Here is a 26,342-nt window from a genome sequence, read left to right on the forward strand (position 1 = left end):
CCTTTTTAAATTATTTGGTCGGGTATTCTAACAAATATCTAGTATTAATTGAATATATGAAGTAACAGCGGTTATTTTATCTGGATGCATTATTGCCATAATGCAAGTTCAGGAGTTATTTGCCAATGAAAAAACCATACCGATTGTTATGAAAAAATATAGAAGAAGAAAATAAAGTGCTACTTATTCAAAATAAAAATACCTTGAAAAAGAATATTAAAAGTAAAGAAGCTCTTTTAATTAACTTAAATACGAATCAAGTACTTTATGCAAAAGAAGCTGAAAAAAGAGCTTATCCAGATTCTTTAACTAAATTAATGACTGTTACTGTTGCATTAGAGAATATTCCGAATTTACAAAATAAAGTAACCGTTCCGAATTCAATTTTTGATTATATTCAACAAACAAACGCTTCGATTGTTGGATTTAAGCCTAATGAAAAAGTGAGAGTTGAAGATAGACTTTATGGTGTTATGTTACATTCAGGAGCAGATGCACCTTTAGTTATTGCAAAATATGTTGTAGGTGATGAAAAAAACTTCGTTCATTTAATGAATGAGAAGCTAAAAGAACTTGATATGAATCAAACTCATTTTGAAAATGTTGAAGGTCTCCATCATGGTAATCATTATTTAACTGCATATGATTTAATGAAGTTGCTTCAATATGGAATGAAAAACATAACATTTAAAGAAATCTTCTCTGCTAAACAGTATGGTGTTCAAAAACGTATTTACGTCCTCAAGGGTTTTCATTCTCAAGCACACTGTTTAATAAAATAAACTCTAATAAAAGTGTTCTTTTACATTTGTAGGTGAAAAAACAGGATATACATTAGAGAGTGATTTGTCACTTGCTTCAGTTGCTAATAAAAAGGGGAAGGGGCTGCAAGTGGAGAACCAATGCACATTGTAGATGCAACAACATTATATTCTGCTATTAATAAAAGTCGAAACGATGTCGTTACAGAACGATATTGTTTTGACTTTTTTCTTATATTTACTAGAACAATGTCTAAAACATCTATATAGTTAAAGTAATAGAATAGTAAAACGAGGTGTAAGAATGGAAATAATTGATTTGCATTGTGACGTTCTTTATACATTATCACAAGCAGAAGCACCAATCTCTTTTAAAAACAATGAGAAACTAGAAGTAACGTTAGAACAATTAAAAAAGACAAATACGAAATTACAAGTATTTGCTATTTTTATAGACGATACACTAAATGAAAATCAACGATACTTAGAAGCGATTCGCCAAGTAGAAATTTTTCATCAGGAAATCATAACACCTTATGAAGAAATGGTACACATTACAGATTGGAAACAACTACAACAATTACAACCAAATCAAATCGGTGCTGTTCTAAGTTTAGAAGGCTGCGATGCAATTGGTTCAGATCTGCGAAAACTCCAAACATTTATAGATGCAGGCATTTTATTATGCGGTCTAACATGGAATCATGAAAATGCAGTAGCTTATGGCGCTGAAGAGAATCCGGCAATGGGGATTAAACCTTTTGGTCGAGAAGTCATTGCTTTATTAAATGCACATCACATTATTATCGATGTATCGCATTTAAATGAACAGGGTTTTTGGGATACGTTGCAAGAAGCAAAGTATGTGATTGCTAGTCACTCAAATGCACGTGCTATTCAAGATCATCCACGTAATTTATATGATCAACAATTAAGAGCAGTTGCTGAAAAAGATGGGCATGTACATTGTGTATTCTATCCTCCTTTTATTAGCAATGAAGCATCTGTGACAATTGATGACTTAGTAAAGCATATTAAACATCTTGCTAACATTATCACACCATCTAGAGTTGGTCTTGGCTCAGATTTTGAGGGAATTGATTTGTATGTTGAAAATCTGACGAGAACAGAGGAAATACCGAATCTTTTACAAGCATTAGAGGGTATTTTTACAACAGAAGAAATAAAAGGAATTGCAGCTGAAAACTTTCAACATTTTATTTCTAAAATCGAAAGAAGCTAGGATTTATTATGTGCTGAATAGCTTATAAAGTTGTATGATAGTATATGAAGTAAGTATGTACGAGTAGATTTAGAATCTACTGACGGAGGTAATTTTGATGAATCGTAAATTGTCGACGATAAACGGCGATCTAAGTAAAACTGATCAGTCGACAGTCCACTTTTATATTGAGTCGAAAGAGTTAGAAACACAATCTACTTTAGTATTTTTTGAAATCGGCGAAGAAAAGTTTAAGGGACAATGTTTTTATTGGCAAAACAAAGATAAAGATTTCACTTTAGTTGGGCTAGGTCATGCTTATACAATTAAAAGTAATGATGCAGATGCTCGCTATGAAGATGTTGAAAAAGCATGGAAGCATTTGATTCATTCAACATCGTTAAAAGGAATTAAACAACAACCCATTCTATTTGGTAGCTTTACATTTGATCCGAAAAAAGGTGTATCGGATGAATGGGCGAATTTTTCGCATGCGAATTTCGCACTGGCAAAACACCAATTAGTAGAGTCAAATGGACGTTTTTATATGAATACGCATCTTGTATCAGATGAAGTCATTACAGATGAAGATATTGAGCTTGCACGAGAAGAACGAGAAGCATTGCTTGAACAAGCGAAAGGACGTACATTAAAGACGTATATCAAACCACATGTTGTATTAACAGAAGAACCGTATAAAGAGGAATATCTTCAATCTATTACACAAGTAACAAATCAAATCAAAGCAAAACAAGCAGATAAAGTCGTGATTGCGCGCTCACTTGCGCTGACGTTTGACAAAGAAGTAAATACGTCGAATTTATTAGCGCAACTTTCAGAAGAACAACCAGAAAGTTATTTATTTGCACAGGAGCAAGGGCAGGACTTGTTTTTAGGTGCCACACCTGAGCGACTAGTTTTTGTAAATCATAAAAAAGCGTATTCATCTTGTGTAGCGGGTTCAATTCGACGTGGTACAACGGTTCAAGAAGATGAGGAGTTTGGACGTATTCTTTTAAATGATACGAAGAATTTACAAGAACATCAGTATGTTGTAGATATGATTTCAAATTCATTTAAAGAAACGTGTGAACAGTATACGTTACCAAATCATCCAGATTTATTAAAGATTCGTGATATTCAGCATCTTCATACGCCAATTGAAGGTATTTTAAAAGAAGATGCAACAATCTTACAAATGGTTGAAAAATTACACCCAACGCCTGCGCTTGGAGGGTCACCACGTGAAGTTGCGATGGAGATGATTCGCCAGTATGAACCGATGAATCGTGGTGTATATGCAGCACCAATTGGTTGGCTTAACGCAGATGGCGACGGTGAGTTCGCTGTTGCGATTCGTTCAGCGCTATTACAAGATGAAAAAGCTTATTTGTATGCAGGCGGCGGTATTGTAGCAGATTCTGAACCACAAAGTGAATACGAGGAAACATTGGTGAAGTTTAGACCGATGTTACGTACATTAGGAGGAAAGTTGAATGACGAATAAGCAAATTCTATCGGATTATGTTTATCGAATCATTGGCTCATTAGCAGAGTATGGCGTAACCGATGTTGTTATAAGTCCAGGGTCACGTTCGACACCTCTTGCTTATGGGTTTGCATCTTCTAAAGAGTTTAACGTATTTCGACAAGTAGATGAGCGCTCAGCAGCCTTTTTAGCGCTAGGTATGGCGAAAACAAAGGCGAAGCCTGTTGTGTTACTCTGTACATCAGGAACAGCAGCAGCCAACTACTTTCCTGCGATTGTAGAGGCATATTATGCACGAGTCCCACTCATTATTTTAACAGCAGATCGTCCGCATGAACTGCGCGACGTCGGAGCACCGCAAGCGATTAATCAACCGGACTTATATGGACATCATGTGAAATGGTCTGTTGATTTACCAATTCCAGACGAATATGAAGCGACACTGCCTCATATTGAACGTCATATCGCACGCGCTACAACTGTGTCGATAGCTTCTCCTAAAGGACCTGTGCATTTAAATATTCCTTTTAGAGAACCACTGTTGATTGATTTTAAAGATGAATTACCAAAGCCAACTTTTCATCAGTCATTTACTGCAAAACTCGTACCAAGTAATGATGCATTACAATTTTGGAAAGAAGCTATTCAACAAGCTAGAAAAGGTTTTGTTGTAATGGGGGAATTAGCAGAAGGTACAGATTTAAACGAAGTTTGGTCATTTATTCGTACATTAAAGTGGCCTGTATTAGTTGAAAGTTTATCGCAGCTACGTACTCAAGTACCAAACGATTGTAAGGATTATGTAATCGAACATTATGATAGTATCTTAAAAAATGATGTATTTAAAAAGAACATGCATCCAGATACGGTCATTCGATTTGGTGCGCAGCCTGTTTCAAAGCCGCTAACACTATTTTTAAAAGCCGTGAAACCTCGTACTTTTATTACAGTAGATGAAGATAGTTTATTTAGAGATCCGTTAGGTGTTACAACTACACACATTCAAGCAGAAATCGATTCTTGGATGTCTGATTTTAATGTAGATGAGATGAACTATGATGTGGAATATCAACAAATCTTTACACGAGCAAATGAAATTGCATGTCAACATGTCAAAGCCTATATTGCTCAAGAGCATGATGAAGGTGCACTGGCAGGAACGCTGTTTGAATGTTTACCAGATCAAAGTGATTTAGTTGTGAGCAGTAGTATGCCAATACGTGATGTAGATACATTCTTCTATCAAACTGAACGTAATATTCGTATATTTGCGAATCGTGGTGCAAATGGTATTGATGGTGTTGTATCTACTGCAATTGGCGCACAATTAGGTACGATGCGCGACACGTACTTATTAATTGGTGATTTAGCATTTTTACATGATGCGAATGGTTTGCTTGCGAGTCGTTATCAAGATACACAGTTAACGATTATTGTGATGAATAATGATGGTGGCGGTATTTTCTCTTATTTAGCACAATCATCTATTGAAGCACATTATGAACAATTATTTGGTACACCTACAGGGCTTGGCTTTGAAGAATTGGCACGTATGTATGATGCACAGTATGAGCATGTTCATACGAAGGAAGAATTTAAGTCTGTTTTACAACAACCGAAAGAAAAAAATCTTCGAATCATTGAAGTACAAACGAATCGTGAAGAGAATGTTGTCACACATCGTAAACTATGGGCAGGCATGAATGAGGAGCTTAATCAATTATGGCAAGTGTAATAACGAATATACGTGGCATTGATGTACATTATGAAGTACATAATGCCCGACAAGAGCAAACAATTGTCTTTTTACATGGCTTTACAGGTAGTACACGCACGTGGGATGAAGTGATTGAACAACTTCCTGCTACACATCGTCTGATTACGATTGACTTAGTTGGACATGGTCAGACGGATGCACCGAAGTTATTGCGCTATTATTCTATGCAAGAACAAGTTGAAATATTAGAAGCCTTCTTTGAATGGAAACAAATCGAACAATTCGATTTAATTGGTTATTCAATGGGAGGACGTGTGGCGTTAGCTTATGCAATGAATTATCCACAACGTATTCATACGCTAATTTTAGAAAATGCGTCACCAGGTTTAAAAACAATTGAAGAGCGAGAGCAGCGTATTCAGTTGGATCATTTACTGGCAGATCGAATTGAACAGCGAGGTATCGTGGATTTCGTTGATTATTGGCAAGATATCCCGTTATTCCAAACACAAAAGTTATTATCTGAAGAAAAGCAACATGCGATTCGACAGGAACGCTTGAATCAACAAGAGATTGGTTTAGCGAACAGTTTACGTGGAATGGGAACAGGGCAACAAAATTCATATTGGTCGGAGTTGTCAAAATTCGAGAAAAATGTGGTATTATTAAATGGAGAGCTTGACTTGAAGTTTATAACAATCTCTGAGCAGATGAAGGGACTATTTCCAAATGCTCAACAAATTGTTGTACCCAAAGTTGGGCATGCAATTCATGTGGAAAATCCACAATCTTTTGCTACAATAGTAAAAGAGCAATTACATCTATAATAGTAGGAGGAGTTCATAATGACTCGTCAATGGGTAACAGAACATGTCTATGAAGACATTAAATATGAATCATACAATGGAATCGCAAAAATTACGATTAACCGTCCAGAGGTTCGTAATGCATTCCGTCCAAAAACAACTGCTGAAATGATTGATGCTTTCACACGTGCGCGTGATGATGCGAAAATCGGTGCAATCATCTTAACAGGTGAAGGCGAAAAAGCATTCTGTTCAGGCGGTGACCAAAAAGTACGTGGTAACGGTGGTTATGTAGGTGACGATAATATTCCACGTCTAAACGTATTAGATTTACAAACATTAATTCGTAAAATTCCAAAACCAGTTGTTGCGATGGTAGCAGGTTATGCAATCGGTGGCGGACACGTATTACACGTTGTTTGTGACTTAACAATCGCAGCTGATAATGCACGCTTCGGTCAAACAGGTCCTCGCGTAGGTTCATTTGACGGTGGTTACGGTGCAGGTTACTTAGCACGTATTATTGGTCATAAAAAAGCACGTGAAATTTGGTTCTTATGCCGTCAATATGATGCACAAGAAGCACTTGATATGGGCTTAGTTAATACAGTAGTACCTTACGAGCAGTTAGAAGACGAAACAGTGAAATGGTGTGAAGAAATGCTTGCACTTTCACCAATGGCTCTTCGTATGTTAAAAGGCGCGTTCAATGCAGATTCAGACGGTCTAGCAGGTATTCAACAACTTGCAGGTGACGCAACACTTCTTTACTACACATCAGATGAAGCAAAAGAAGGTCGCGATGCATTCAAAGAAAAACGTCAACCAGACTTCGGTCAGTTCCCACGTTTCCCATAGAACTTAAATAATTATAAAAAGTAGCATAGACCTTTGGATGGTTTACGCTACTTTTTTATTATCATAATCCCATGCGTTCGCGGAATGTATGCTCTGTGTAAGCTTTTCTAAAAATATCTCTTTTTTGCATTTCAGGAACAATCATGTCAACAAAATCTTCTAAACTATCAGGTAATATTGGAGGCATAAGGTTAAATCCATCAGCTACGCCTTCCTTAAACCATATCTCCATTTGATCAACAATTTCCTGTGGTGTACCAATCAATGTACAATGTCCACCACCAGCATTCAAGTAACCGAGTAATTCTTTCACAGTTGGATCAGTATCACGAATGATTTCTAGAATCGTTTCGTAGCGTCCCACAGGTCCATTGAATGCTTCTACAGGAGGTAATGGAGGGACCTTTTCATCAACATTCCAATTTGAGCAGTCTTGTTGAATAAATGAGCTTAATTGTTTTAAAGCAACTTCAATTGGGAGAGCTTGGTCCAATGATTCTTTTTTAGCCAAAGCTTCTTCATGTGTATGACCTACATAGGTTACTAATCCAGGTAAAATTTTAATATGTTTCTTAGAGTTAGATGATTTTTCAATTGCGTCATTTAATTTATGTCGAAAATTTTTAGCTTGCTTGAGATTCCATGAGACTGAATAGACTACTTCGGCATGATTAGCCGCTAAAGCAATGCCTTGTTTTGAAGCACCTGCCTGCATTTTGACCGGTGCACCTTGTGGACTTTTTGGTACAGTAGAAGGACCTGCAACTTGGAAATAATGACCACTGTGATTAAAAGAGTGAATATTTGAAGCATTGATGATTTTATTTTCTTCACGATTATGGACGAAATCGCAAGCATCCCAAGATAAAAATAGTTGATCCATAAGTATCGAAAATTCTTCAGCTTTTTCATAGCGTTGATTATGGGGTGGTAATGCCTCCATACTATGATTACGAGCTTCATTGTCACTCATTGATGTAACGAGATTCCAACCTACGCGCCCTTCGGTAAGATGATCTAAACTTAATAGCTGTCTAGAAGCTGTATAGGGATTAGAAAAAGTACTTGAAATAGTGGCAACTAAACCAATATGATGGGTTACTTGAGAAATAGCTGTTAAGTTAATTAGTGGATCAAACCAAAATGCAGGCATGACTTGTGCATCATTTGCTGGAAAAGCATGATGATCTGCAAAAAATACAGCGTCTAACAATCCTTTTTCCGCTAGTTGAGCTAATTCTTGATAATAAGAGATACTTCCAATATCCTCAATGCGTGAATTGTCCATTAGCCAAGCTGCTTGATGATGACCACAACCATATAGTAAAACACCTATATGTAACTGTTTTTCTGTCGTTTTTAACATGATTTACACCTCGATTTATTTTGGATAGAGATTAGTTCATTGTTAAACCACCATCTACTGTAAAGTTCTGTCCTGTAATTCCATGTGCTTTTTCGGAACATAGATACGCTACCATATTGGCAACATCTTGTGGTGTGGTTACTTTTCTTAAAGGTGTAGATTGAGAGATTAAATCGAATACTTCAGGTGTTGTAACAGCACTGGCATCTGTTGTTTTTAAAAGACCTCCTGAAACAACATTTGCTCGGATGCCATAAACGCCTAATTCTGAAGCGAGATTACGTGTGAAACCAATCAAAGCTGCTTTAGCAGTTGTGTATTCATGGTAGGGTACGACAGGATTTTGAAATAAATTAGTACCAATACTAATAATGCTACCATTTTTTCTTTCAATAAATTGCGGAATTACACTCTGGCTTGTATTGAATGCCGCTTTTAACGTACCATCCAGCTGTTTTTGATAATCATCCCAAGAAAGGTCTTTGAAAGATTTTTGTTTAATCGGATCAAATTTAAAGTCGATTAATGCATTATTTACAACAGCGTCTATTTGACCAAAGTGTTCTGTTGCCATGTTCATTAATTGATCGACTTCTTGTCGATTCGTTACATTAGCTTGAATAGCAATCGCTTTGTCTTCACCAATTTCAGCTACTAATTTTTCAGCAGCTTCTTTACTTTGATAATAATTAATGACAACTTGAAAATCTTGTTGTGCAAGTGTTTTGACAATAACTGCACCTAACCCTCTACTCCCACCTGTGACTACTACTGTTTTTTTCATTCAAAACAACTCCTCTTAATTTATTTTAACTTAAAAAAATACACAACCTTCGTAGGAAAGTTGTGTATAACAAATCATTGCATAACAAAAAAGTACAGACTTTTTTCAGTATGTATAGAATTGACACTTTCCTACGCTAGTATTAACTAGTTCAGGTTCAAAGGGTTTGAGTAGGACTCATCTCAGTTAAATAACACCCCTAGTGTAGACCTATTAAGTTACATTGAATACTAACTTATCAGGTTTATATTGTCAAATTTGTTTATTATTTATAACGATAATAAACAAAAGTTTGTTTTTATAAACATTTGACATATAACTTAATTTTGTTTATGATGTAAACAAATAAAACTTAGGGTGATGACATTGACGGAGAGAGAACAAGCACTGATTCAACTCATTAAGGAAAACCCGTTTATGCAGCAACAAGAGATGGCTGAAAAATTAGAAATGTCGAGACCGGCTCTAGCTAACTTAATATCGGGGTTAGTGAAAAAGGGTAAAATTATAGGGAGAGCGTACGTGTTGCCAAAAGAAAACAAAATTATATGTATTGGTGGAGCCAATATGGACCGAAAACTTCATTTGAAGGGACAGGTTCAGATGGGGACATCAAATCCTGTAACATCTACAGAAAGTGTAGGCGGCGTAGCGCGAAATATTGCTGAAAATTTAGGAAGACTAGGGCATCAAGTGAGTTTACTAACGACTGCTGGAAAAGATTCTGATTGGCAAGCAATTGTTGCAGCTTCGAATGCTTTTATTCATTTAGAAGAAGTCGAGCAGTTGGAACAATGTTCAACAGGTTCTTACACAGCCATTATGGATGAACAAGGCGAATTAGTTATGGCAACAGCGAATATGGACGTCTATGATGCATTAACACCACAAATTCTAATGAAGCATGAACATGTTTTATCAACTGCTCCGGCAATTATAGTTGATTTGAATTGTCCGAAAGAAACAGTTAATTATATTCAACAATTTGCAGTATCAAGAGAAGTACCTCTTGTCATTGTGCCGGTATCTTCTCCAAAGATGAACCGTATGCCAACAACATTAGAAGGTGTTACATGGTTCATCTGTAATACAGATGAAGCCGAAACATTAACGCATCGTACGATTACATCAGAAACAGATTATTTACAAGCAATTCAAGAAATCACTCAGATGGGCGTAGAAAATGTCGTAATTACAGCTGGCGCAAAGGGAGTTTACGCTGCAAACAAGAACTTGATGCCAACACATTTTGAAGCACGAGCAGCAAATCAAATTGAGGATGTTACAGGCGCAGGAGATGCATTCGTCTCAGCAGTTGTACATGCTTGGTTAGAGAAGTACACATTTGAACAGACGATTCAAGCAGGATTAATCAATGCGAAAAATACGCTTGAATCTAAGTTTACTGTACGTCCTGAATTAACAAAACAATCGTTAGAACAAGAACTGGAGGATTAATTATGAAACAATACATCGAATTATCAAAAGAAGTACAAGAAGGAATGGACGCTGGTAAAGCTATCGTTGCATTGGAATCAACAATTATCTCACACGGTATGCCCTACCCACAAAATGTACAAACAGCACGTGAAGTAGAACAAATCATTCGTGAATATGGTGCAGTTCCAGCAACAATCGCAATTATCGACGGTAAAATCAAAATCGGTTTATCAGATGAAGAATTAGAAATGTTCGGTAATGCGGATAATGTAGCAAAAGCTTCTCGTCGTGATATTCCATACTTAATCGCAACGAAAAAAATCGGTGCAACAACAGTAGCGGCAACAATGATTGCAGCTGAATTAGCAGGAATCGAGTTATTCGTAACAGGTGGTATTGGTGGCGTTCACCGCGGCGCAGAAACAACAATGGATATTTCAGCTGACTTAGAAGAATTAGCAACTTCTAAAGTAGGTGTTGTATGTGCAGGTGCAAAATCAATTTTAGATATTGGTTTAACACTTGAATTCTTAGAAACAAAAGGTGTGCCTGTTATTGGATATGGTACAGATGAATTACCAGCATTCTTCACACGTAAGTCAGGATTTGATGTAAACTTCCGTCAAGATACACCTGCAGAAGTTGCAGCCACTTTACGTACAAAATGGAACTTAAATATGGCTGGTGGCGCAGTAATCGCTAACCCAATTCCAGAAGAAGATGCATTAGACCATGACTTCATTACAAATATTATTCATGAAGCATTAAAAGAAGCAGAAGAAAATAATATTCAAGGCAAATCAGTTACACCATTCTTATTAGGTAAAGTAAAAGAGTTAACAGAAGGTAAGAGCCTAGTAGCTAATATTGCATTAGTAAAACACAATGCGCATATCGGTGCTCAAATCGCAGTTGAATTAAATAAAACAAAATAATATACGAACGGAAACCTTTCGATTTGAGGGGTTTCCGTTTTGTATTTCACATGTTTCGTATTAGAATAAGAAAGGATGAAAACAATAGAGTTAGGGATGAAAAAAATGATACCAAACTGGATTGAGCAACGCACGTCATTAACACCTCATCGTGTGGCATTAACTTTTCAAGATGAGAAGTGGACGTATGAACAACTATCCGAACAATCGAAATATTATGCTGGTGCTATAAAAGCTGCCGGTTTACATGAAGGACAACGCGTTGCCATTTTTGGGCGGTCAACACCGCATCTTATTCGGACGATTTTTGCATGTATGCAATTGCGTATCGAGATGGTGTTATTAAATTTACGATTAACAGAAGCAGAGCTTGCTTATCAAATTCAGGATGCACAAGTAGATGCATTACTTGTGGATGACGATTTAGTAGAGCAATTACCTTCTACGCATAAATTGCAAATTCTATTTTCTGATTTAATGACCTCACAAGAAAAAGCAGAGGTAATTAAACATTGGTCACGAGATGAAACAATGACGATCATGTACACATCAGGTACAACTAGTAAGCCAAAAGGTGTTCGTCAAACGATTGGTAATCATATGGCGAGTGCGACCTCAGCACTTTATAATACAGGTTTAGTAGAAGATGAAGGATGGATTTGTACAGTCCCTATTTTTCATATTAGCGGGTTCTCTATGCTGTGCAAATGTATTTTACATGGTGTTCGACTAGATTTGTATGAGAAATATACAGTCGAAGAAGTAGCGACACAATTAATTGAAGGTACAGCGACTCGTATGTCAGCTGTCGCGGTCATGTTAGAGAAGTTAGTGTCTTATATTGAAGACCAAGGACAGCGTGTATCACCAAAGTTCCAATTACTATTAGTAGGTGGTGGTCCTGTTCCCAAAAGCTATTTAACACGTGCAGAAGCCATTGGTCTACGTGTAGCACAAACATACGGCATGACGGAAACAGCAAGCCAAGTAGCGACACTCTCCAGTAAAGACGCGCTTCGTAAAGTGGGCTCTGTTGGAAAACCACTGATGTTTAACGAAATTTGTATTGCAGGAGCAGAAAGACCATTTGACCATGGAGAGATTTGTGTAAGAGGAGACAGTGTGACACCAGGTTATGTTGGACAACATGCTCATATTAAAACACAGGTAGACGGTTTTTTACACACAGGAGATATTGGCTATTTTGATGATGAAGGTTACCTTTATGTAGCAGATCGTCGTTCAGATTTAATTATCTCAGGTGGGGAAAATATTTATCCAGCTGAAATTGAAAATGTATTAGCAGGGCATCCGCATATTGCCGCAGTTGGTGTATGTGGTGTCCAAGATGAGATATGGGGACAAGTTCCGGCTGCCTTTATTATGTCAAAAGAGACAACATTGAATGCAGAAACGATTTTAGCCTTTTGCGAAGATAAATTAGCGAAATATAAACTACCCAAACAAATTCATTTCGTCGAAGAATTACCGCGAAATGGTACAGGAAAATTACTTCGTCGTAAATTACTGGAATTAATACCAAAATAATATTGAAAAAGAGGAATCATTTTTATACGATTCCTCTTTTAGTATGCATTTTTTTGTTTTTTAAGCCACTCTTGCATGAATGGAATGAATTTTTTGGAAGCAGGTGACAAACTTTTTAAATCGTCTTTTGATGTAATGCCGAGTGTACGAACATGGTTTGGTTCAAGAGGTAGGCTTATCATATCATCAGCGTGGTCTTGAATGAGTAGCTCTGATAATAAAGAGATACCAAGACCTTGTTTAACCATGGCAATAATTGCTTCATCACCACGAATTTGATACGCAATATTTGGCTTAACATTTGCTTGTTTAAAAATACGTTGTACATCCTTATGTGTATCTTCATATGGAATAATACAAGGTTCTTCTGCAAATTGCTCAATTGAAAATGTATGATTTTCTGCAAGTGTATGATTTTCAGGAAGAATTGCCATCATGCGATCTTCCATGAGTGGTAAAAAGTGAAATTCTTCTGGACGCTGAATTGTGCTAATTGCAAAATCAATATGGCCTTCTTCAAGCCATGCATGGATCTCATCTGAGTTTCCTTCAAATAAATGAATATCAATTTTAGGATAACTTTTATGGAATTCCTTTAATAAATAAGGCATCCAATGAACGCAGATGGACGTATAAGCGCCAATTCGAATTGCCCCGACATCTAAACCGTGAATGGCACAAACGGCTTCAGAGAGATGTTCATAGCGTTGTACGATATCTTGCATGATTGGAAGAAGCTCAAGCCCATTATCAGTGGGGGTCACACCACTTTTGCTACGTGTTAATAACGAAAAGCCATAATCATCTTCTAAAGAATGAATCATATGACTAATACTTGGCTGTGTATAATCAAGTGCCTCTGCCGCTTTCGTTAAAGAACCAAATTGTACAGCTGCAATATATGCTTTTAATTTTAAAATACTCATGTAATCACCTAACTATAGAAAAATGTAATGTTAACTATATAATAAATTCAATTTACTTATATTAAATATGAAATTACAATACAAGAGAAACGACATTTACAAAACACAAAGGGAGATTTCAAACATATGGGGTATGTCATCCAATTCATCATTGGCGGTTCAGTTATGCTGCTCGCTACGATTTTAAGTCAATCGAAATATTTATTCTTATCAGGAGTCATTACATTACTACCGATTTTGACATTGCTTAATTTAAAACTGCAAGTTCAGCATATGTCACAAGAGTCCTTTCATGAAACGCAGCGAAATGGCATTATCGGTGCAGTAGGTATGGTCATTCTGGTTGTGGCAATTTATATTTTTTCGAGCCATTTCAAGCCTTCAACAGCTGTCTTAATGGGAATTGGTCTATATGTGATGTATATGTTCGGTTCGAAATTAATAGTAGCATAAAAGTGAGCTTAGGTGGGGGGAACTTAAGCCCACTTTTTTAATTTTGACTTATAGGAGAAATTTCGGTTATGGTGTAGAAAGAACGTACATTATTCAAGGAGTTGAAAATGATGTGTATCATTACATTTGCTTATAAAGTAGTAGAAAATCAGCCACTCATTGTTGTAGCTAACCGCGATGAATTCTATGAAAGACCAGCAAAAGAAGCTGCTTTCTGGGAAGGTGAAGCAAATATATTTGGTGGGCGTGATTTAGAAAAGATGGGTGGCTGGCTTGCAGTTCAAGAAAATGGACGCTTTGCAGCTGTCACAAATTATCGTGATTTTTCAATGGATCCTGTAGGTGAGAAATCGCGTGGTGAAATTGTCAAAAATTTTGTGGCAGGCACTGAGAATCCGGAAACCTTCTTGGAAGCGATTCAGCAAGAACGCACACGTTACGGTGCAATGAATGTACTTGTTTACGACGGTGAAACATTCATGCATTATAATAATATCGAAAATGTGCTACATATAATTGAACCTGGCATTCATTGTGTAAGTAATGCGACATTGAATACACCATGGCCAAAAGTAGAGCGCATGAAGATGTTAGTTGCGCATCAATTAGAACAACAAGCTACAATAGAAGAACTTGCGAAGATTGGATTAGATGATATAAAGCCGAATGATGAACGATTACCTAATACAGGAGCAGGTCTCTTGTTAGAACGGGATTTATCTTCAATCTTTGTCAAACGCGAAGGGTACGGCACACGTTGTACGACTGTACTTCGTTTGATGAAAGATGAAATCGAATTTTTTGAACAAACGTATGAACAAGGTATAACGACAACTCGTGTGCATGAATGGGTTAAATTGCGAGTAAATGCATAAAGAGGATTTGACGAAATATTCCATCCACTATTTTAGGGTTTGTAACGAAAAAAACGAAACCGCGTCACGATGCGATTTCGTTTTTTTATGCTCATATGAGAAGATGTTTAACACTTATTTTATTATTGTAACGCTTTTTTAAATGTTTCTAAGTTTTCTTTCATAATCGATATATAATCTTTTTTTGCAGCGAGATCTTCTTTTGTTAAAACACTCAAGTTATTAACTGTTAAACTCTCTGCACCAATATCGTTCTTTAATACTTCTGCAAGTTTAGAAGATACATTCTGTTCGAATAAGATATATTGAATATTATCTTTTTTCGCTTCATCTGCAATGTTTGTTAACTCTTTTTGAGAAGGTTCATCTTGTGAATTTAATCCTGCAATTGATTCTTGTTTTAAACCATATGTTCCCGCAATATAACCGAATGCTGCATGTGAAACAAAGAATTCTTTACGTTTCGCATTGTCAGCCATCTCTTTATAGTCTGTATTTAAATCTTTCAAGTCTTTAATTAATGCTTCATAATTTTTTTCGTAATCCGTTTTATGAGCCGTGTCTTTTTGAACAAGACTATCTTTAATCGATTTTGCTAAGTCTTGTGAAATAACAGGAGATAACCATACGTGCGGATCAACACCACCGTGGTCATGTTCATCTTCATGTGCTTCACCTGCATGTTCATCATGATTATGCTCTTTTGAAGCAGTGCTTACATCTAAAGCGCTCTCAGGTACATCTTTTGTTGTTTCTATCATTTTAACATTTTCATTTTTTAATGTTTTTTGTGCATTACTTACAAAACCTTCTAGACCTAAACCAATATAAAAGAATAAATCTGCATCTGCTAATGCAATCATGTCTTTTTGTGTTGGCTCAAATGTATGCTCATTTGAACCAGGTGGATAAATTGATGATACATTGACGTGATCGCCACCAATTCTTTCTGCGAAATATTGTAAAGGATAAACTGTAGTATAAATTTTAATTTGATTTTTCGAAGCGTTGTTTTCTTTTTCTGTATTACCACACGCTGCTGTAAAAATAGTTAAAATAGCTACGAGTAAAAGTAGTGTTAGTTTCTTCATAATTTCCTCCTTAAATAGTAATGGTTACGATTTACTCTTATGAATATACTAGAAAAAATACTTTTTGACAATAGAAAAACCATCGAAATTATTTTTTTTTCGATGGCCATTCCTCTGGTACAGGATCATAACCGCCTTTTGAGAACGGTTGACAGCGTAGAATACGATATACAGTTAAAATCGTACCTTTGATTGCACCATGTTTACGCATCGCTTCAATTCCATAGTTAGAACATGTTGGATAGAAGCGGCAACTAGGTGGTTTTAAAGGAGAAATCACTTTTTGATAAATACGAAATAGGAAAATAAAAATTTGTTTCATCATCAAACTTCTTTCTATTATGAACTTAGAATACCTTCTTTTAGCATACTCGATTTTTTGAAAAATCCCCAATAGAATGATTTAAAAAAATTAAATAAAAATGTTTAGACTAGCAACTTTTAGGAAATAGATTATAGAACCTATATATGAGAGGAGAAGGGTATTATGTTTTCATTTCTTTGGTACATCATTATAGGGGGAATCTTGGGTTGGCTAGCAGGACTTATTGTTAAAAGAGATGTGCCTGGTGGTATTCTAGGAAATATTCTAGCAGGTATCGTCGGCGCATGGCTTGGTAGTGTATTACTAGGAGATTGGGGATGGCAAGTAAGTAAATTCTACGTATTCCCAGCATTAATCGGTAGTATTATTTTAATCTTAATTGTCAGCTTTATTATGAGAGCTACAGCTAAGAAGTAATTATTCATTTCTTTTGTTTAAAAACCCATTATACTCTCTAAGAGTTTGAAAAGAAGAGAGGCTAAGTTTAAAGCTTAGCCTCTTTTTTAATGTGTTGAAGTAGCCACTCGGTCGATAATTGCTTCTGCAATATCATGAGCTAGTTCAAGTTCAGAAGTAAATCCAACGCATGAACAATTCATCTCACCAAGTATATAGCAATCTGTTCCATCTGGATTCGTATCTAAAATGAAGTCGGCAGTCCAAAGTAATGGTAAATCATAACCGCCTAACTGTTTTGTAACGTCAGGTAACTGCATTAAAAATGATGTTACAAGCTCTTGCCACTCTTCTGGTGAATCATAACGATAGGCAGCACCAGAAAATAATGTAGCGCTAAAAGCATCTTCATGGTCTTGAGGCTTTTTATGCACAACATTAATTGGGCGATCTTTTAGCATTAATAAACGAATTTCGCCTTCTTTAATACGTGGTAAGAACGGCATATCAACAAGCATACCATTATCACCTGTAATATATTGTTCGCAGAAATACATAAAGTCTCTGAGTTCCCAATATTCCACATGGTTATCTTTTGCTTCTGTACACTTAATTTTTGATTTTGCATGTGGAACTTCGCCTTCATCAACTAGTGAAACTCGCCAGATACCTTCGCCTGTAGATCCACGATTTTGTTTTAATACACGTTCGCCTTTTGCTAGTGATGAAGGAAATTGCTCGAATAGCTCCTGTAATGAATAATATGCATACGTGTCTTTTGGCACGAGTGACGTATTCGTTAATTTAACAAGGGCATCTTTTGCGCCATAGCCAATCATAGCGTCTGGATGTGGCATACCGATTATGCCATTTTCACAAAGCTGGCGTAGCATAGAAAAGTATGCTGATTCATGCTTTAAGTTACCGGGATTAATACGCGATACATATGCACAGGCATTTTCTAAAACGTCGTTTAAAATCTCTTGTTGGCGTTCAAAATCGTAGAAAACAACCTCTGCTTCAAATCCACGTTGTTGTAAAGCTTGTACCATGGGCATCGTATCTTTTCTATAACCGTCTGGACCTTTGTCGCTGCCGCCTTGTACCTCGAAAATAATGATCTTTTTCATTATTCATATAGCCTCCTTTTGCTTTTTTTCTTGCTAGATTAATATACACTGTTTATGTAAAGGTGGTATAGTATATTTTGTAAAAAAATATGTATAATTAAAGACAAGGGCACGAATGTAAAAGAGGTGTAAAAATGGACGTAGCAGCAATGTCATCTGCTTTATCAGCGATGCAATTACAACAGCAAGTACAGCTTAGTGTTGTGGGAAAAGCAATGGATTTTCAAGAGCAAAATGCAACAGCTCTAATTGAAACAATGTCAGAAAATCCAGTCGCACAAGATCCGAATCGAGGTCAGTTATTTGATATGTCAGTATAAAGACAAAGTAAGAGTATGGCTTAATACGCGATACTCTTTTTTTGTATCGTTGTTTCTCTATGTATTTTTCGTTACACTTTGTATAAGGGAGTGATTTTCTTGTTTAAATTTACAGATTTAAATGGTTATGGTGTCACTTTATCTTTTAAAAAAGAGGCATTTGAAATAGAACCGACGCATATTTTAATATTAGCTAAAAAACAAAATCAGTGGCTATTAACGAATCATCCAAAAAGAGGACTTGAATTTCCGGGTGGCAAGGTAGAGGTAGGAGAAACCTTAACAGAAGCAGTTATTCGTGAAGTGTATGAAGAAACAGGAGCTACCCTTACGAACATTGAGTGGTTTGCTTCTTATTATGTGCAGTGTGAAGAACCTTTTGTAAAAGCAGTGTATACAGCAGAAGTACAGTCGCTAGATGAAGATTTCAAAAGATACGAAACATTAGGGGCTGTTCTTTGTCCAACAGAAGATTTAATGAATGAAGAGCATTTAAGTTTTTATATGAAAGATGCTGGAATGAAGAAGATGCTAGAGAAGGAGAGCGAACGCGTGTGAAGAATGCCATGATTGTAACGGAACGAATTTATCCATCACCTAGTCCACATATTCGATTAACAGAAATTACGTATTGGTCTGAGGGGGTTCGCGTGAAAGGAATGCTAGCAGAACCCGTACAAAAAGGCGATTATGAAGGAGTTCTTTATTTACGTGGTGGTATTCAGTCAATCGGTATGGTACGTCCTGCACGAATTGCTGAAATTGCGTCACAAGGTTTTGTTGTTTTTGCACCTTATTACCGAGGAAACCGTGGTGGAGAAGGCAAGGATCAATTTGGTGGAGTAGATGTATATGATGCTGTTCATGGAGTAGATGTACTAAAAAGTCGATATAACTCTTCAAAAATTCATCTATTTGCATTCTCACGCGGTGGAATTATGGCGTTATGGACAGCTATTTTACGAGATGATATAACCTCTGTGGTCACATGGGGAGGTGTGTCGTCATTAGAATTAACGTATGAAGAACGAGTCGATATGCGTCGTATGATGAAACGAGTAATTGGTGGTACACCGAGTCGTGTGCCTGATATTTATAATAAGCGCTCTGCTTTAAAACAATTAGAACATATTCATGCACCAGTCTTAGTTATTCATGGTGAAAAAGATTTGAATGTTCGAGTGACACATGCACATCTGTTAGAAAAGTTGCTACAAAAACATCATAAAAGAATAGAGACATGGTACTATCCTGAGTTGAATCATTTCTTTCCGGGTAAATTAAATCATCAAGTTCTTGTAAAAGCATTACAGTGGATGAAAAGACAATGATGGAAGGGTGAATATGAGTGGGTTATTTTCGTGCGAAAATTGATATTAATCAAAATGGTCATACACCTTTTTCAAAAAACTATTGGTATTGGGAACGGTTATGGAATCGATACGCAGTGAAATTAGCAGAGGTACAAGTACAATGTTGGAATGAAGAAACTAAGCAAATTGATGAACTACATGCAGTAGCAGAGAATACACAACAAGAAGGACTTGTGCATATTCATTCAATTGAACTCACAAAGGAACATTTTTTATTTTTGCGAGATGATTCATATGATGGAGGAAAATTAAAATGGTTTATGATGACTTTTACAGATTGTGAAGGTATTGAAAGATTAGAGATTCGTGATTATGGTACAGAAGTGATTTTTAATCAAATATCGATTGAAGACGCACAACCTGTTATCGAGTTATTTCAAGAAGGAAATGCAAATGCTGTATTTGTAAAAGACGAGCAAGATTAAAGAATCACACTTTGGTGTGATTCTTTTTTATAAACAAAATAAATTTTAGTATACATAAATATAAACAAAATGTTATATTGTTTATATAAATAGGAGGTGCGTGATGGAAAAAGATATATTTGAGCAGGCGACTGTCGAACAATTAGTAAAAGGTTTTATAGAAGATGAACAAAGCTATACATGTATTTTTTGTGGTGATGTGATTGAAAAGGGCATTATTTACCCACACAATGAGCGTTTATTAGAAGCACAAAAATATATGGAAGTTCATATTCAAATCCAACATCAATCACCTTTTCATTATTTTATTCAGCTTAATAAAAAAATGACTGGGTTAACAGAACAACAAAGCCATGTAATGAAAGCTTTTTATGAAGGAAAAACAGATCAGCAAATTCAGCAAGAATTAGCGATTGGTAGTGCTTCTACAATTCGCCAATATCGTTTTGCATTAAGAGAAAAAGAACGCCAAGCAAAAACATTTTTAGCGATGATGACTTTATTAAAAGAACAGGAGGAGAATCCAGTGGAATATGTACCAATCCATGCAACAGCTACAATGGTAGATGAACGCTATCATGTAACGCGTGAGGAGGAAGAAGAAGTACTAAGAAAGCTTTTCCCGAATGGTTTAGAGGGACAATTAGTGCGTTTCCCCAAAAAACAGAAGCAAAAAGTAATCGTATTACGCGCAATTACATCGATGCTTGATCAAACGAAACGATATACAGAGCAAGAATTAAATGCAGCAATTGCTAAATATGATCCGGATTATGTAACAATTCGTCGTTATTTAATTGAATATGGTTTTGTAGACCGAGAAAATGATGGTAGTGCTTATTGGGTGAAAAAATAAGAAAAGAGATGAATGGAATGGATCAACGAAAAATATTAAAAGAGCAGTATAAAGAAATGAAAATTGAAGCAGGTATTTATACAATTACAAATAAGCAAACTGGAGACATGTATATCGGTTCGTTAAATAATCTAAAACGATTGAATGGAATTATTTTTCAATTAAATACCGGAACACATATGCACAAAAATTTACAGCAAGCATGGAAAGAACAAGGAGAGTCATCCTTTGAATATACTATTCGAGAAGTGATAAAGGGAGATCTAGTCGATGAACTAGGAATGAAAAAAGCTTTAGAACAAACACAACAAAAGTGGGAAAATCAATTAGGTCATACAATTTCATTAAATTAAACAAAAATAAAAGAGGCTCTCTTTGGGAAAGAGCCTCTTTTCTATTTAAACCATATGATATTTGGGTGTAACTAATCTTAAACTAAAGGAGCGCCTTTTGTTGCGATATCTTCGGCCACTTTACCGAATTTTTTGAAGTTCTCGTGGAACATACCAGCAAGTTGTGTTGCTTTGATGTCATAAGCATCTTTATCAGCCCAAGCATTACGAGGATTTAATAATTCAGTTGGTACGCCTTCAATTGAAGTTGGAATTGCTAAACCAAAGAATGCATCTTTTTCAGTTGGTACATCATTTAATTTACCTTCGATTGCAGCATTAACCATCGCACGTGTATAAGAAAGTTTCATACGTGTACCTGTACCGAATGAACCACCAGTCCAACCAGTGTTTACTAGGAATACATTAACATTATGTTCATCAATTTTCTTACCTAACATTTCAGCATATACTGTTGCTGGTAATGGTAAGAATGGAGAACCGAAGCAAGTAGAGAATACTGGTTCTGGTTCTACAACACCACGTTCTGTACCAGGTGTTTTTGAAGTGAAACCAGAGATAAAGTGATACATTGCTTGTTCTTTTGTTAATTTAGAGATTGGAGGTAATACGCCAAATGCATCTGCAGTTAAGAAGATGATTGTATTTGGGTGACCTGCAACAGATGGTAATACGATATTATCAATATTCGTAATCGGATAAGCAGCACGTGTATTTTGAGTAGGTGTTTCATCATCATAATCTGGGATACGTGTTTTTTCATTTACTACTACGTTTTCAAGTACTGTACCGAAACGAATTGCGTTATAAATTTCAGGTTCTTTTTCAGCTGAAAGGTTGATTGTTTTTGCATAGCAACCACCTTCAATGTTGAATACGCCATTATCTGACCAACCATGCTCATCGTCACCAACTAATTTACGGTTTGCGTCTGCAGATAAAGTAGTTTTACCTGTACCAGAAAGTCCAAAGAATAAAGTTGTATCACCTTTTTCACCAACGTTTGCTGAGCAATGCATTGATAAAATACCTTGTTGTGGTAATAAGTAGTTCATAATACCAAAGATTGATTTTTTCATTTCTCCAGCATATTCTGTACCGCCGATTAAGATGATTTTCTTTTCAAGTGAAACCATAATAAATGTTTCTGATTCTGTACCGTCTACAATTGGGTCTGCATGGAATGTTGGAGCTGATACGATTGTGAAATCAGCAATATGGTTTGCAGCTTCTTCTTCTGTTGGACGAATGAATAGATTATGTGCAAATAGATTATGCCAAGCATATTCATTTACAACGCGGATTGCTAAACGTGTTTCAGCGTCAGCACCAGCAAAACCTTTGAATACGAACACTTCTTCTTTTTCTTTAAGATAATTAATTACTTTTGTATAAAGGGCATCAAATACTTCAGATGAGATTGGACGGTTTACTGAACCCCAATCAATATGATCTTTTGAAGACGCTTCTTCAACCATAAACTTATCTTTAGGAGAACGACCTGTGTATTTACCTGTGTTAGCACGTAATGCACCATCAACTGTTAAAATCGCTTCACCGCGAGATGTTGCTTTTTCAACTAGTTCTGGAACAGTTAGTTGTTCTTTAATGTTATTACCTGATAGAAGTGTGTTCAGTTCATTCATCATTTCTACTGAATTCATAATGTGTATATACCATCCTTTTTTCGTATTTATTGTACCCACAAATGTGGTTAGTCATCATTTATGGAATTAGTATAACACATTAAAAGAATTAGTCTATACTAATATGATATGTTTTTTTATTTTTTTAACATTTTACCATGTTTAGGACAAATTATATATATACTTTATTTAAAACGCTCTATATAGGTATAACATTTAAGTCATATTCAAATTGAGGTTGACATCGACGTATAATTCTACTAACATAGGCTATGAACGGATACTCTTATCCCGAGCTGGTGGAGGGTCAGGCCCTACGAAACCCGGCAACCTGCATTTCATTTCACGAGATGCGCTGGTGCTAATCTGAATGCAAGGATTCATTCCTTGAACGATAAGAGTGAAAGGTGCTTACGAAATAACCCCTTTCTCTCATACTGTATGAGTGAGAGGGTTTTTTTATTTCAAAATATATGGTGGTGGAAAAAACCATCTTTTTATTACGTATATACTGGCACTTTCTATAAAAAAATCCTCGTGTAAAAAGCAGCATAGGCTGGCTTGGAGTTTTTTCTACATTAATATAGAAGAAACACACATGGATAAAGAGTACCGTATCTTTTTTCGAGGCGATCTCGTATAGGAGGAAACCAATTATGGCTCAACGTCGATTATTTACATCAGAAAGTGTTACGGAAGGACACCCTGATAAAATTTGTGACCAAATTTCAGATGCGATTTTAGATGCAATCATCGCAAAAGATCCAAATGCTCGTGTGGCATGTGAAACAACTGTTACAACAGGACTTGTGTTAGTAGCAGGAGAAATTACAACATCTACATATGTAGATATTAAAGGAATTGTTCGTGAAACAGTTCAAGAAATCGGTTATACACGCGGTAAATATGGTTTTGATGCAGAAAACCTAGCTGTACTTGTGGCAATCGGTGAACAGTCACCTGATATCGCACAAGGTGTAGATCAAGCTTTAGAAGCACGTGAAGGAAGCATGACAGATGAAGATATCGAAGCAATCGGTGCTGGCGACCAAGGTTTAATGTTTGGTTATGCAAACAATGAAACACCTGAACTAATGCCGCTACCAATTAGCCTAGCGCATAAATTATCACGTCGCTTAACAGAAGTTCGTAAATCAGGATTATTAAAGTATTTACGTCCAGATGGTAAAACACAAGTAACGGTAGAATACGATGAAAATAACCACCCTGTACGTGTGGATACAATCGTTATCTCAACACAACATGATGAGGAAGTAACATTAGAACAAATCAATGAAGATCTTCGTAAACATGTGATTGCGGAAGTTGTACCGGCTGAACTATTAGATGTAGATACAAAATACTTTATTAATCCAACAGGTCGCTTTGTAATTGGTGGACCAAAAGGTGATGCAGGTTTAACAGGTCGTAAAATTATTGTTGATACTTACGGTGGTTATGCACGTCATGGTGGTGGTGCATTCTCTGGTAAAGATGCTACAAAAGTTGACCGTTCAGGTGCTTATGCAGCACGCTATGTAGCGAAAAATATCGTAGCTGCTGGTCTTGCAGATAAAGCAGAAGTACAGCTAGCATACGCAATCGGTGTAGCACAACCTGTATCAATCGCAATCGATACATTCGGCACAGGCAAAGTAACAGAAGCAGAACTTGTAGAAGCTGTTCGTGAATTATTTGACTTACGTCCAGCAGGCATTATTAAAATGCTTGATTTACGCCGTCCTATATATAAACAAACAGCAGCTTATGGACATTTTGGACGTACAGATTTAAATGTTCCATGGGAAGCAACAGACAAAGCAGATGCATTAAAAGCAAAACTTTTAAAATAATAAAGTAAAATGGTAGGAGTCATGCAAAAACATGAAACTCCTGCCATTTTTTTATCGTTTACATCAATTTTTAACAGTGTAAAATAGTGTAAGTGAGAAAAAATGTATCCATATACATCTAAGGAGCTTAAAAATGAGAAATAACGTGATTCGAGTTGTAATATTATTCTTTATAATTGTAGGTTTGAGCTTAATTTACGAAAATCAGTATACGATGACTACAGTCCAAGCAGCGCAAAAAAATACCTACACAATTTCACCATCTTCAAAACCTTTCGACCCAATAATTCTTCGTTATTCAACATATAATAAAGATACGAAAGATTATTATCTTATTCGCTCTTATTTAGAACTCTTTGAAAAGAAAAAAGGTGGTACGCTTATTTTTAAAAAAGGGACATACACGATTTCTAATGCGCTTTATGTACCGTCTAATGTAACGCTTCAATTTGAAGACGGAGTAAAAATCATAAAAGGAACAAAGACAGGGACATATGTATTTCAACCATCTACATCAATTTTTCAATTAATTCGCCCGTCTAAAGCACACTCAACAGGCGTATATGATAAGTACAAAGGTGAAAAAAATATTAAGTTTATAGGAAAAGGGAATGTTACATTTGATATGAAAAATCATGAGCGTGGTATAGCCATTATTATGGGACATAATCAGAATGTAACAGTGGAGGGTATTCAGTTTAAAAATATGTACAATGCACACTTTATTGAAATGGATGCCTCTAAAAATGTAACGATAAAAAATTCATCATTTAAAAATGCTAAGGATAATGCTTCATCTATTAAAGAAGCGATTAATTTAGATACACCAGATCGTACAACGAATGGCTGGAGTCAACAATGGAGTAAATTTGATGCGTATCCAAATACAAATGTATTAATTGAGAAAAATGAGTTTTCAAATATGCCACGCGCAATTGGTACGCATAAATATTCGTATAAAAAATTGCATAATCAAGTAGTTATTCGTTCGAATATTTTTTATAATTTACGAAAAGATCCAATTCGTGCGATGAATTGGTCGAATACATTGATTGAAAAAAATACATTTAAGATGAGTAAAAAGCATGCTGAAACATTCAATGCAAATGGAATTATCGCAAATGGCACAATCAATCCAACAATTCGTAATAATACGTTTGATTATTTTAATACGGCTGTGTCGTTTACACCGCATGTAAACAATGGCGCTGGAACGAATGAGTGGATTTACTGTGAAGTAACTGAGCAAAATAAAAAAGATTTATTAACAAATACACTTCAAAATATGTTAAGTGAGATAATTTATATCAAAAACAATATCCAACCAGATGGTACACGTAAAACGGAACGAGTTGACTTTCCAGAGAGTGTATTAAGAAAAACAATTTAAGAAT

At 35.9% G+C, this 26,342-nt stretch carries 27 protein-coding genes and 2 riboswitches; of the genes, 20 read left to right on the plus strand and 7 right to left on the minus strand.

Annotated features, from left to right (window positions below; translation table 11 throughout):
• The first annotated feature begins 176 nt into the window (after positions 1–176).
• From KGI01_RS10310 to menB, 6 genes are all read left to right on the plus strand, one after another.
• Entirely contained in the window at positions 177–782 is a 606-nt protein-coding gene (locus tag KGI01_RS10310; RefSeq protein ID WP_170214775.1) for a D-alanyl-D-alanine carboxypeptidase family protein, read from the plus strand.
• Between the two features lie 283 nt (positions 783–1,065).
• On the plus strand, positions 1,066–2,004 hold the full coding sequence (locus tag KGI01_RS10315) for a dipeptidase (protein WP_141274619.1): 939 nt from the start codon (positions 1,066–1,068) through the stop codon (positions 2,002–2,004).
• Between the two features lie 97 nt (positions 2,005–2,101).
• Positions 2,102–3,490, plus strand: a complete 1,389-nt coding sequence (locus KGI01_RS10320) for an isochorismate synthase (RefSeq protein WP_141274620.1) — start codon at positions 2,102–2,104, stop codon at positions 3,488–3,490.
• Positions 3,480–5,207, plus strand: a complete 1,728-nt coding sequence (menD, locus tag KGI01_RS10325; protein WP_141274621.1) for a 2-succinyl-5-enolpyruvyl-6-hydroxy-3-cyclohexene-1-carboxylic-acid synthase — start codon at positions 3,480–3,482, stop codon at positions 5,205–5,207. Before KGI01_RS10320 ends, menD begins: the two co-directional genes overlap by 11 nt.
• Positions 5,195–6,016, plus strand: coding sequence for a 2-succinyl-6-hydroxy-2,4-cyclohexadiene-1-carboxylate synthase (gene menH / locus KGI01_RS10330; RefSeq protein WP_141274622.1), 822 nt, complete (start codon positions 5,195–5,197; stop codon positions 6,014–6,016). The genes menD and menH overlap by 13 nt, the downstream gene beginning before the upstream one ends.
• Before the next feature lie 18 nt (positions 6,017–6,034).
• On the plus strand, positions 6,035–6,853 hold the full coding sequence (gene menB, locus KGI01_RS10335) for a 1,4-dihydroxy-2-naphthoyl-CoA synthase (protein WP_068451610.1): 819 nt from the start codon (positions 6,035–6,037) through the stop codon (positions 6,851–6,853).
• Positions 6,854–6,914: 61 nt separating this feature from the next.
• On the opposite strand, the gene KGI01_RS10340 is transcribed toward menB, so the two are convergent.
• Both KGI01_RS10340 and KGI01_RS10345 read right to left on the minus strand, forming a co-directional pair.
• Entirely contained in the window at positions 6,915–8,219 is a 1,305-nt protein-coding gene (locus KGI01_RS10340) for an LLM class flavin-dependent oxidoreductase (RefSeq protein WP_141274623.1), read from the minus strand.
• A 31-nt stretch (positions 8,220–8,250) separates the two neighbouring features.
• The gene (locus KGI01_RS10345; RefSeq protein WP_141274624.1) at positions 8,251–9,003 is read right to left on the minus strand and encodes a 3-oxoacyl-ACP reductase; all 753 of its coding nucleotides are present in this window, start codon (positions 9,001–9,003) and stop codon (positions 8,251–8,253) included.
• A 111-nt stretch (positions 9,004–9,114) separates the two neighbouring features.
• A riboswitch (TPP riboswitch) is annotated at positions 9,115–9,214 on the minus strand.
• Between the two features lie 149 nt (positions 9,215–9,363).
• Between KGI01_RS10345 and KGI01_RS10350 the strand changes: the two genes are divergently transcribed.
• From KGI01_RS10350 to KGI01_RS10360, 3 genes are all read left to right on the plus strand, one after another.
• Positions 9,364–10,461 (plus strand): carbohydrate kinase, encoded by a 1,098-nt coding sequence (locus tag KGI01_RS10350; protein ID WP_255314774.1) that lies wholly within the window; start codon positions 9,364–9,366, stop codon positions 10,459–10,461.
• A gap of 2 nt (positions 10,462–10,463) precedes the next feature.
• Positions 10,464–11,378, plus strand: coding sequence for a pseudouridine-5'-phosphate glycosidase (locus KGI01_RS10355; RefSeq protein WP_141274626.1), 915 nt, complete (start codon positions 10,464–10,466; stop codon positions 11,376–11,378).
• 96 nt (positions 11,379–11,474) lie between these two features.
• On the plus strand, positions 11,475–12,926 hold the full coding sequence (locus KGI01_RS10360; protein WP_307723183.1) for an o-succinylbenzoate--CoA ligase: 1,452 nt from the start codon (positions 11,475–11,477) through the stop codon (positions 12,924–12,926).
• A 38-nt stretch (positions 12,927–12,964) separates the two neighbouring features.
• Here the strand turns inward: KGI01_RS10360 and KGI01_RS10365 are convergent, their stop codons facing one another.
• Positions 12,965–13,852, minus strand: coding sequence for a LysR family transcriptional regulator (locus KGI01_RS10365; RefSeq protein WP_141274627.1), 888 nt, complete (start codon positions 13,850–13,852; stop codon positions 12,965–12,967).
• 126 nt (positions 13,853–13,978) lie between these two features.
• Here KGI01_RS10365 and KGI01_RS10370 point away from each other — a divergent pair, with 126 nt between their 5' ends.
• Positions 13,979–14,305 carry a GlpM family protein gene (locus KGI01_RS10370; protein ID WP_141274628.1) on the plus strand — a complete coding sequence of 109 codons (327 nt, stop codon included), beginning with the start codon at positions 13,979–13,981 and terminating at the stop codon, positions 14,303–14,305.
• A 107-nt stretch (positions 14,306–14,412) separates the two neighbouring features.
• Entirely contained in the window at positions 14,413–15,180 is a 768-nt protein-coding gene (locus KGI01_RS10375; RefSeq protein ID WP_255314775.1) for an NRDE family protein, read from the plus strand.
• A 122-nt stretch (positions 15,181–15,302) separates the two neighbouring features.
• Here the strand turns inward: KGI01_RS10375 and KGI01_RS10380 are convergent, their stop codons facing one another.
• Positions 15,303–16,271 carry a metal ABC transporter solute-binding protein, Zn/Mn family gene (locus KGI01_RS10380; protein WP_141274630.1) on the minus strand — a complete coding sequence of 323 codons (969 nt, stop codon included), beginning with the start codon at positions 16,269–16,271 and terminating at the stop codon, positions 15,303–15,305.
• Positions 16,272–16,359: 88 nt separating this feature from the next.
• Positions 16,360–16,593, minus strand: coding sequence for a membrane protein insertion efficiency factor YidD (gene yidD, locus KGI01_RS10385; RefSeq protein ID WP_218026247.1), 234 nt, complete (start codon positions 16,591–16,593; stop codon positions 16,360–16,362).
• 165 nt (positions 16,594–16,758) lie between these two features.
• Here yidD and KGI01_RS10390 point away from each other — a divergent pair, with 165 nt between their 5' ends.
• Positions 16,759–17,013 (plus strand): GlsB/YeaQ/YmgE family stress response membrane protein, encoded by a 255-nt coding sequence (locus KGI01_RS10390; RefSeq protein ID WP_068451639.1) that lies wholly within the window; start codon positions 16,759–16,761, stop codon positions 17,011–17,013.
• 86 nt (positions 17,014–17,099) lie between these two features.
• Here KGI01_RS10390 and KGI01_RS10395 read toward each other — a convergent pair whose 3' ends face one another.
• Complete coding sequence (locus tag KGI01_RS10395; protein ID WP_255314776.1) at positions 17,100–18,122, minus strand: Cj0069 family protein; 1,023 nt, start codon at positions 18,120–18,122, stop codon at positions 17,100–17,102.
• 134 nt (positions 18,123–18,256) lie between these two features.
• On the opposite strand from KGI01_RS10395, the gene KGI01_RS10400 reads away from it, so the two are divergent.
• From KGI01_RS10400 to KGI01_RS10425, 6 genes are all read left to right on the plus strand, one after another.
• Positions 18,257–18,442 (plus strand): putative motility protein, encoded by a 186-nt coding sequence (locus KGI01_RS10400; protein ID WP_141274633.1) that lies wholly within the window; start codon positions 18,257–18,259, stop codon positions 18,440–18,442.
• A 99-nt stretch (positions 18,443–18,541) separates the two neighbouring features.
• Positions 18,542–19,000: an RNA deprotection pyrophosphohydrolase gene (gene ytkD, locus KGI01_RS10405; protein WP_141274634.1), complete on the plus strand. Its 459-nt coding sequence runs from the start codon at positions 18,542–18,544 to the stop codon at positions 18,998–19,000.
• An 8-nt stretch (positions 19,001–19,008) separates the two neighbouring features.
• Positions 19,009–19,773, plus strand: a complete 765-nt coding sequence (locus KGI01_RS10410) for an alpha/beta hydrolase family protein (RefSeq protein WP_141274640.1) — start codon at positions 19,009–19,011, stop codon at positions 19,771–19,773.
• 17 nt (positions 19,774–19,790) lie between these two features.
• Positions 19,791–20,240: a hypothetical protein gene (locus KGI01_RS10415; RefSeq protein WP_141274635.1), complete on the plus strand. Its 450-nt coding sequence runs from the start codon at positions 19,791–19,793 to the stop codon at positions 20,238–20,240.
• 103 nt (positions 20,241–20,343) lie between these two features.
• A complete protein-coding gene (locus KGI01_RS10420) occupies positions 20,344–21,096 on the plus strand; it encodes a DUF2087 domain-containing protein (RefSeq protein WP_170214776.1) in 753 nt (250 codons plus the stop codon).
• Between the two features lie 17 nt (positions 21,097–21,113).
• Positions 21,114–21,449 carry a GIY-YIG nuclease family protein gene (locus KGI01_RS10425; protein WP_174795809.1) on the plus strand — a complete coding sequence of 112 codons (336 nt, stop codon included), beginning with the start codon at positions 21,114–21,116 and terminating at the stop codon, positions 21,447–21,449.
• A gap of 77 nt (positions 21,450–21,526) precedes the next feature.
• Here KGI01_RS10425 and pckA read toward each other — a convergent pair whose 3' ends face one another.
• Positions 21,527–23,113, minus strand: a complete 1,587-nt coding sequence (gene pckA, locus KGI01_RS10430; protein ID WP_141274637.1) for a phosphoenolpyruvate carboxykinase (ATP) — start codon at positions 23,111–23,113, stop codon at positions 21,527–21,529.
• Positions 23,114–23,378: 265 nt separating this feature from the next.
• Positions 23,379–23,496, plus strand: a riboswitch (SAM riboswitch).
• A 255-nt stretch (positions 23,497–23,751) separates the two neighbouring features.
• Here pckA and metK point away from each other — a divergent pair.
• On the plus strand, positions 23,752–24,948 hold the full coding sequence (gene metK, locus KGI01_RS10435) for a methionine adenosyltransferase (RefSeq protein ID WP_141274638.1): 1,197 nt from the start codon (positions 23,752–23,754) through the stop codon (positions 24,946–24,948).
• A gap of 133 nt (positions 24,949–25,081) precedes the next feature.
• Entirely contained in the window at positions 25,082–26,338 is a 1,257-nt protein-coding gene (locus tag KGI01_RS10440; RefSeq protein WP_255314777.1) for a right-handed parallel beta-helix repeat-containing protein, read from the plus strand.
• The last annotated feature ends 4 nt before the right edge of the window (positions 26,339–26,342 follow it).

This window comes from Kurthia gibsonii (assembly GCF_006539985.1).
Classification (GTDB): domain Bacteria; phylum Bacillota; class Bacilli; order Bacillales_A; family Planococcaceae; genus Kurthia; species Kurthia gibsonii.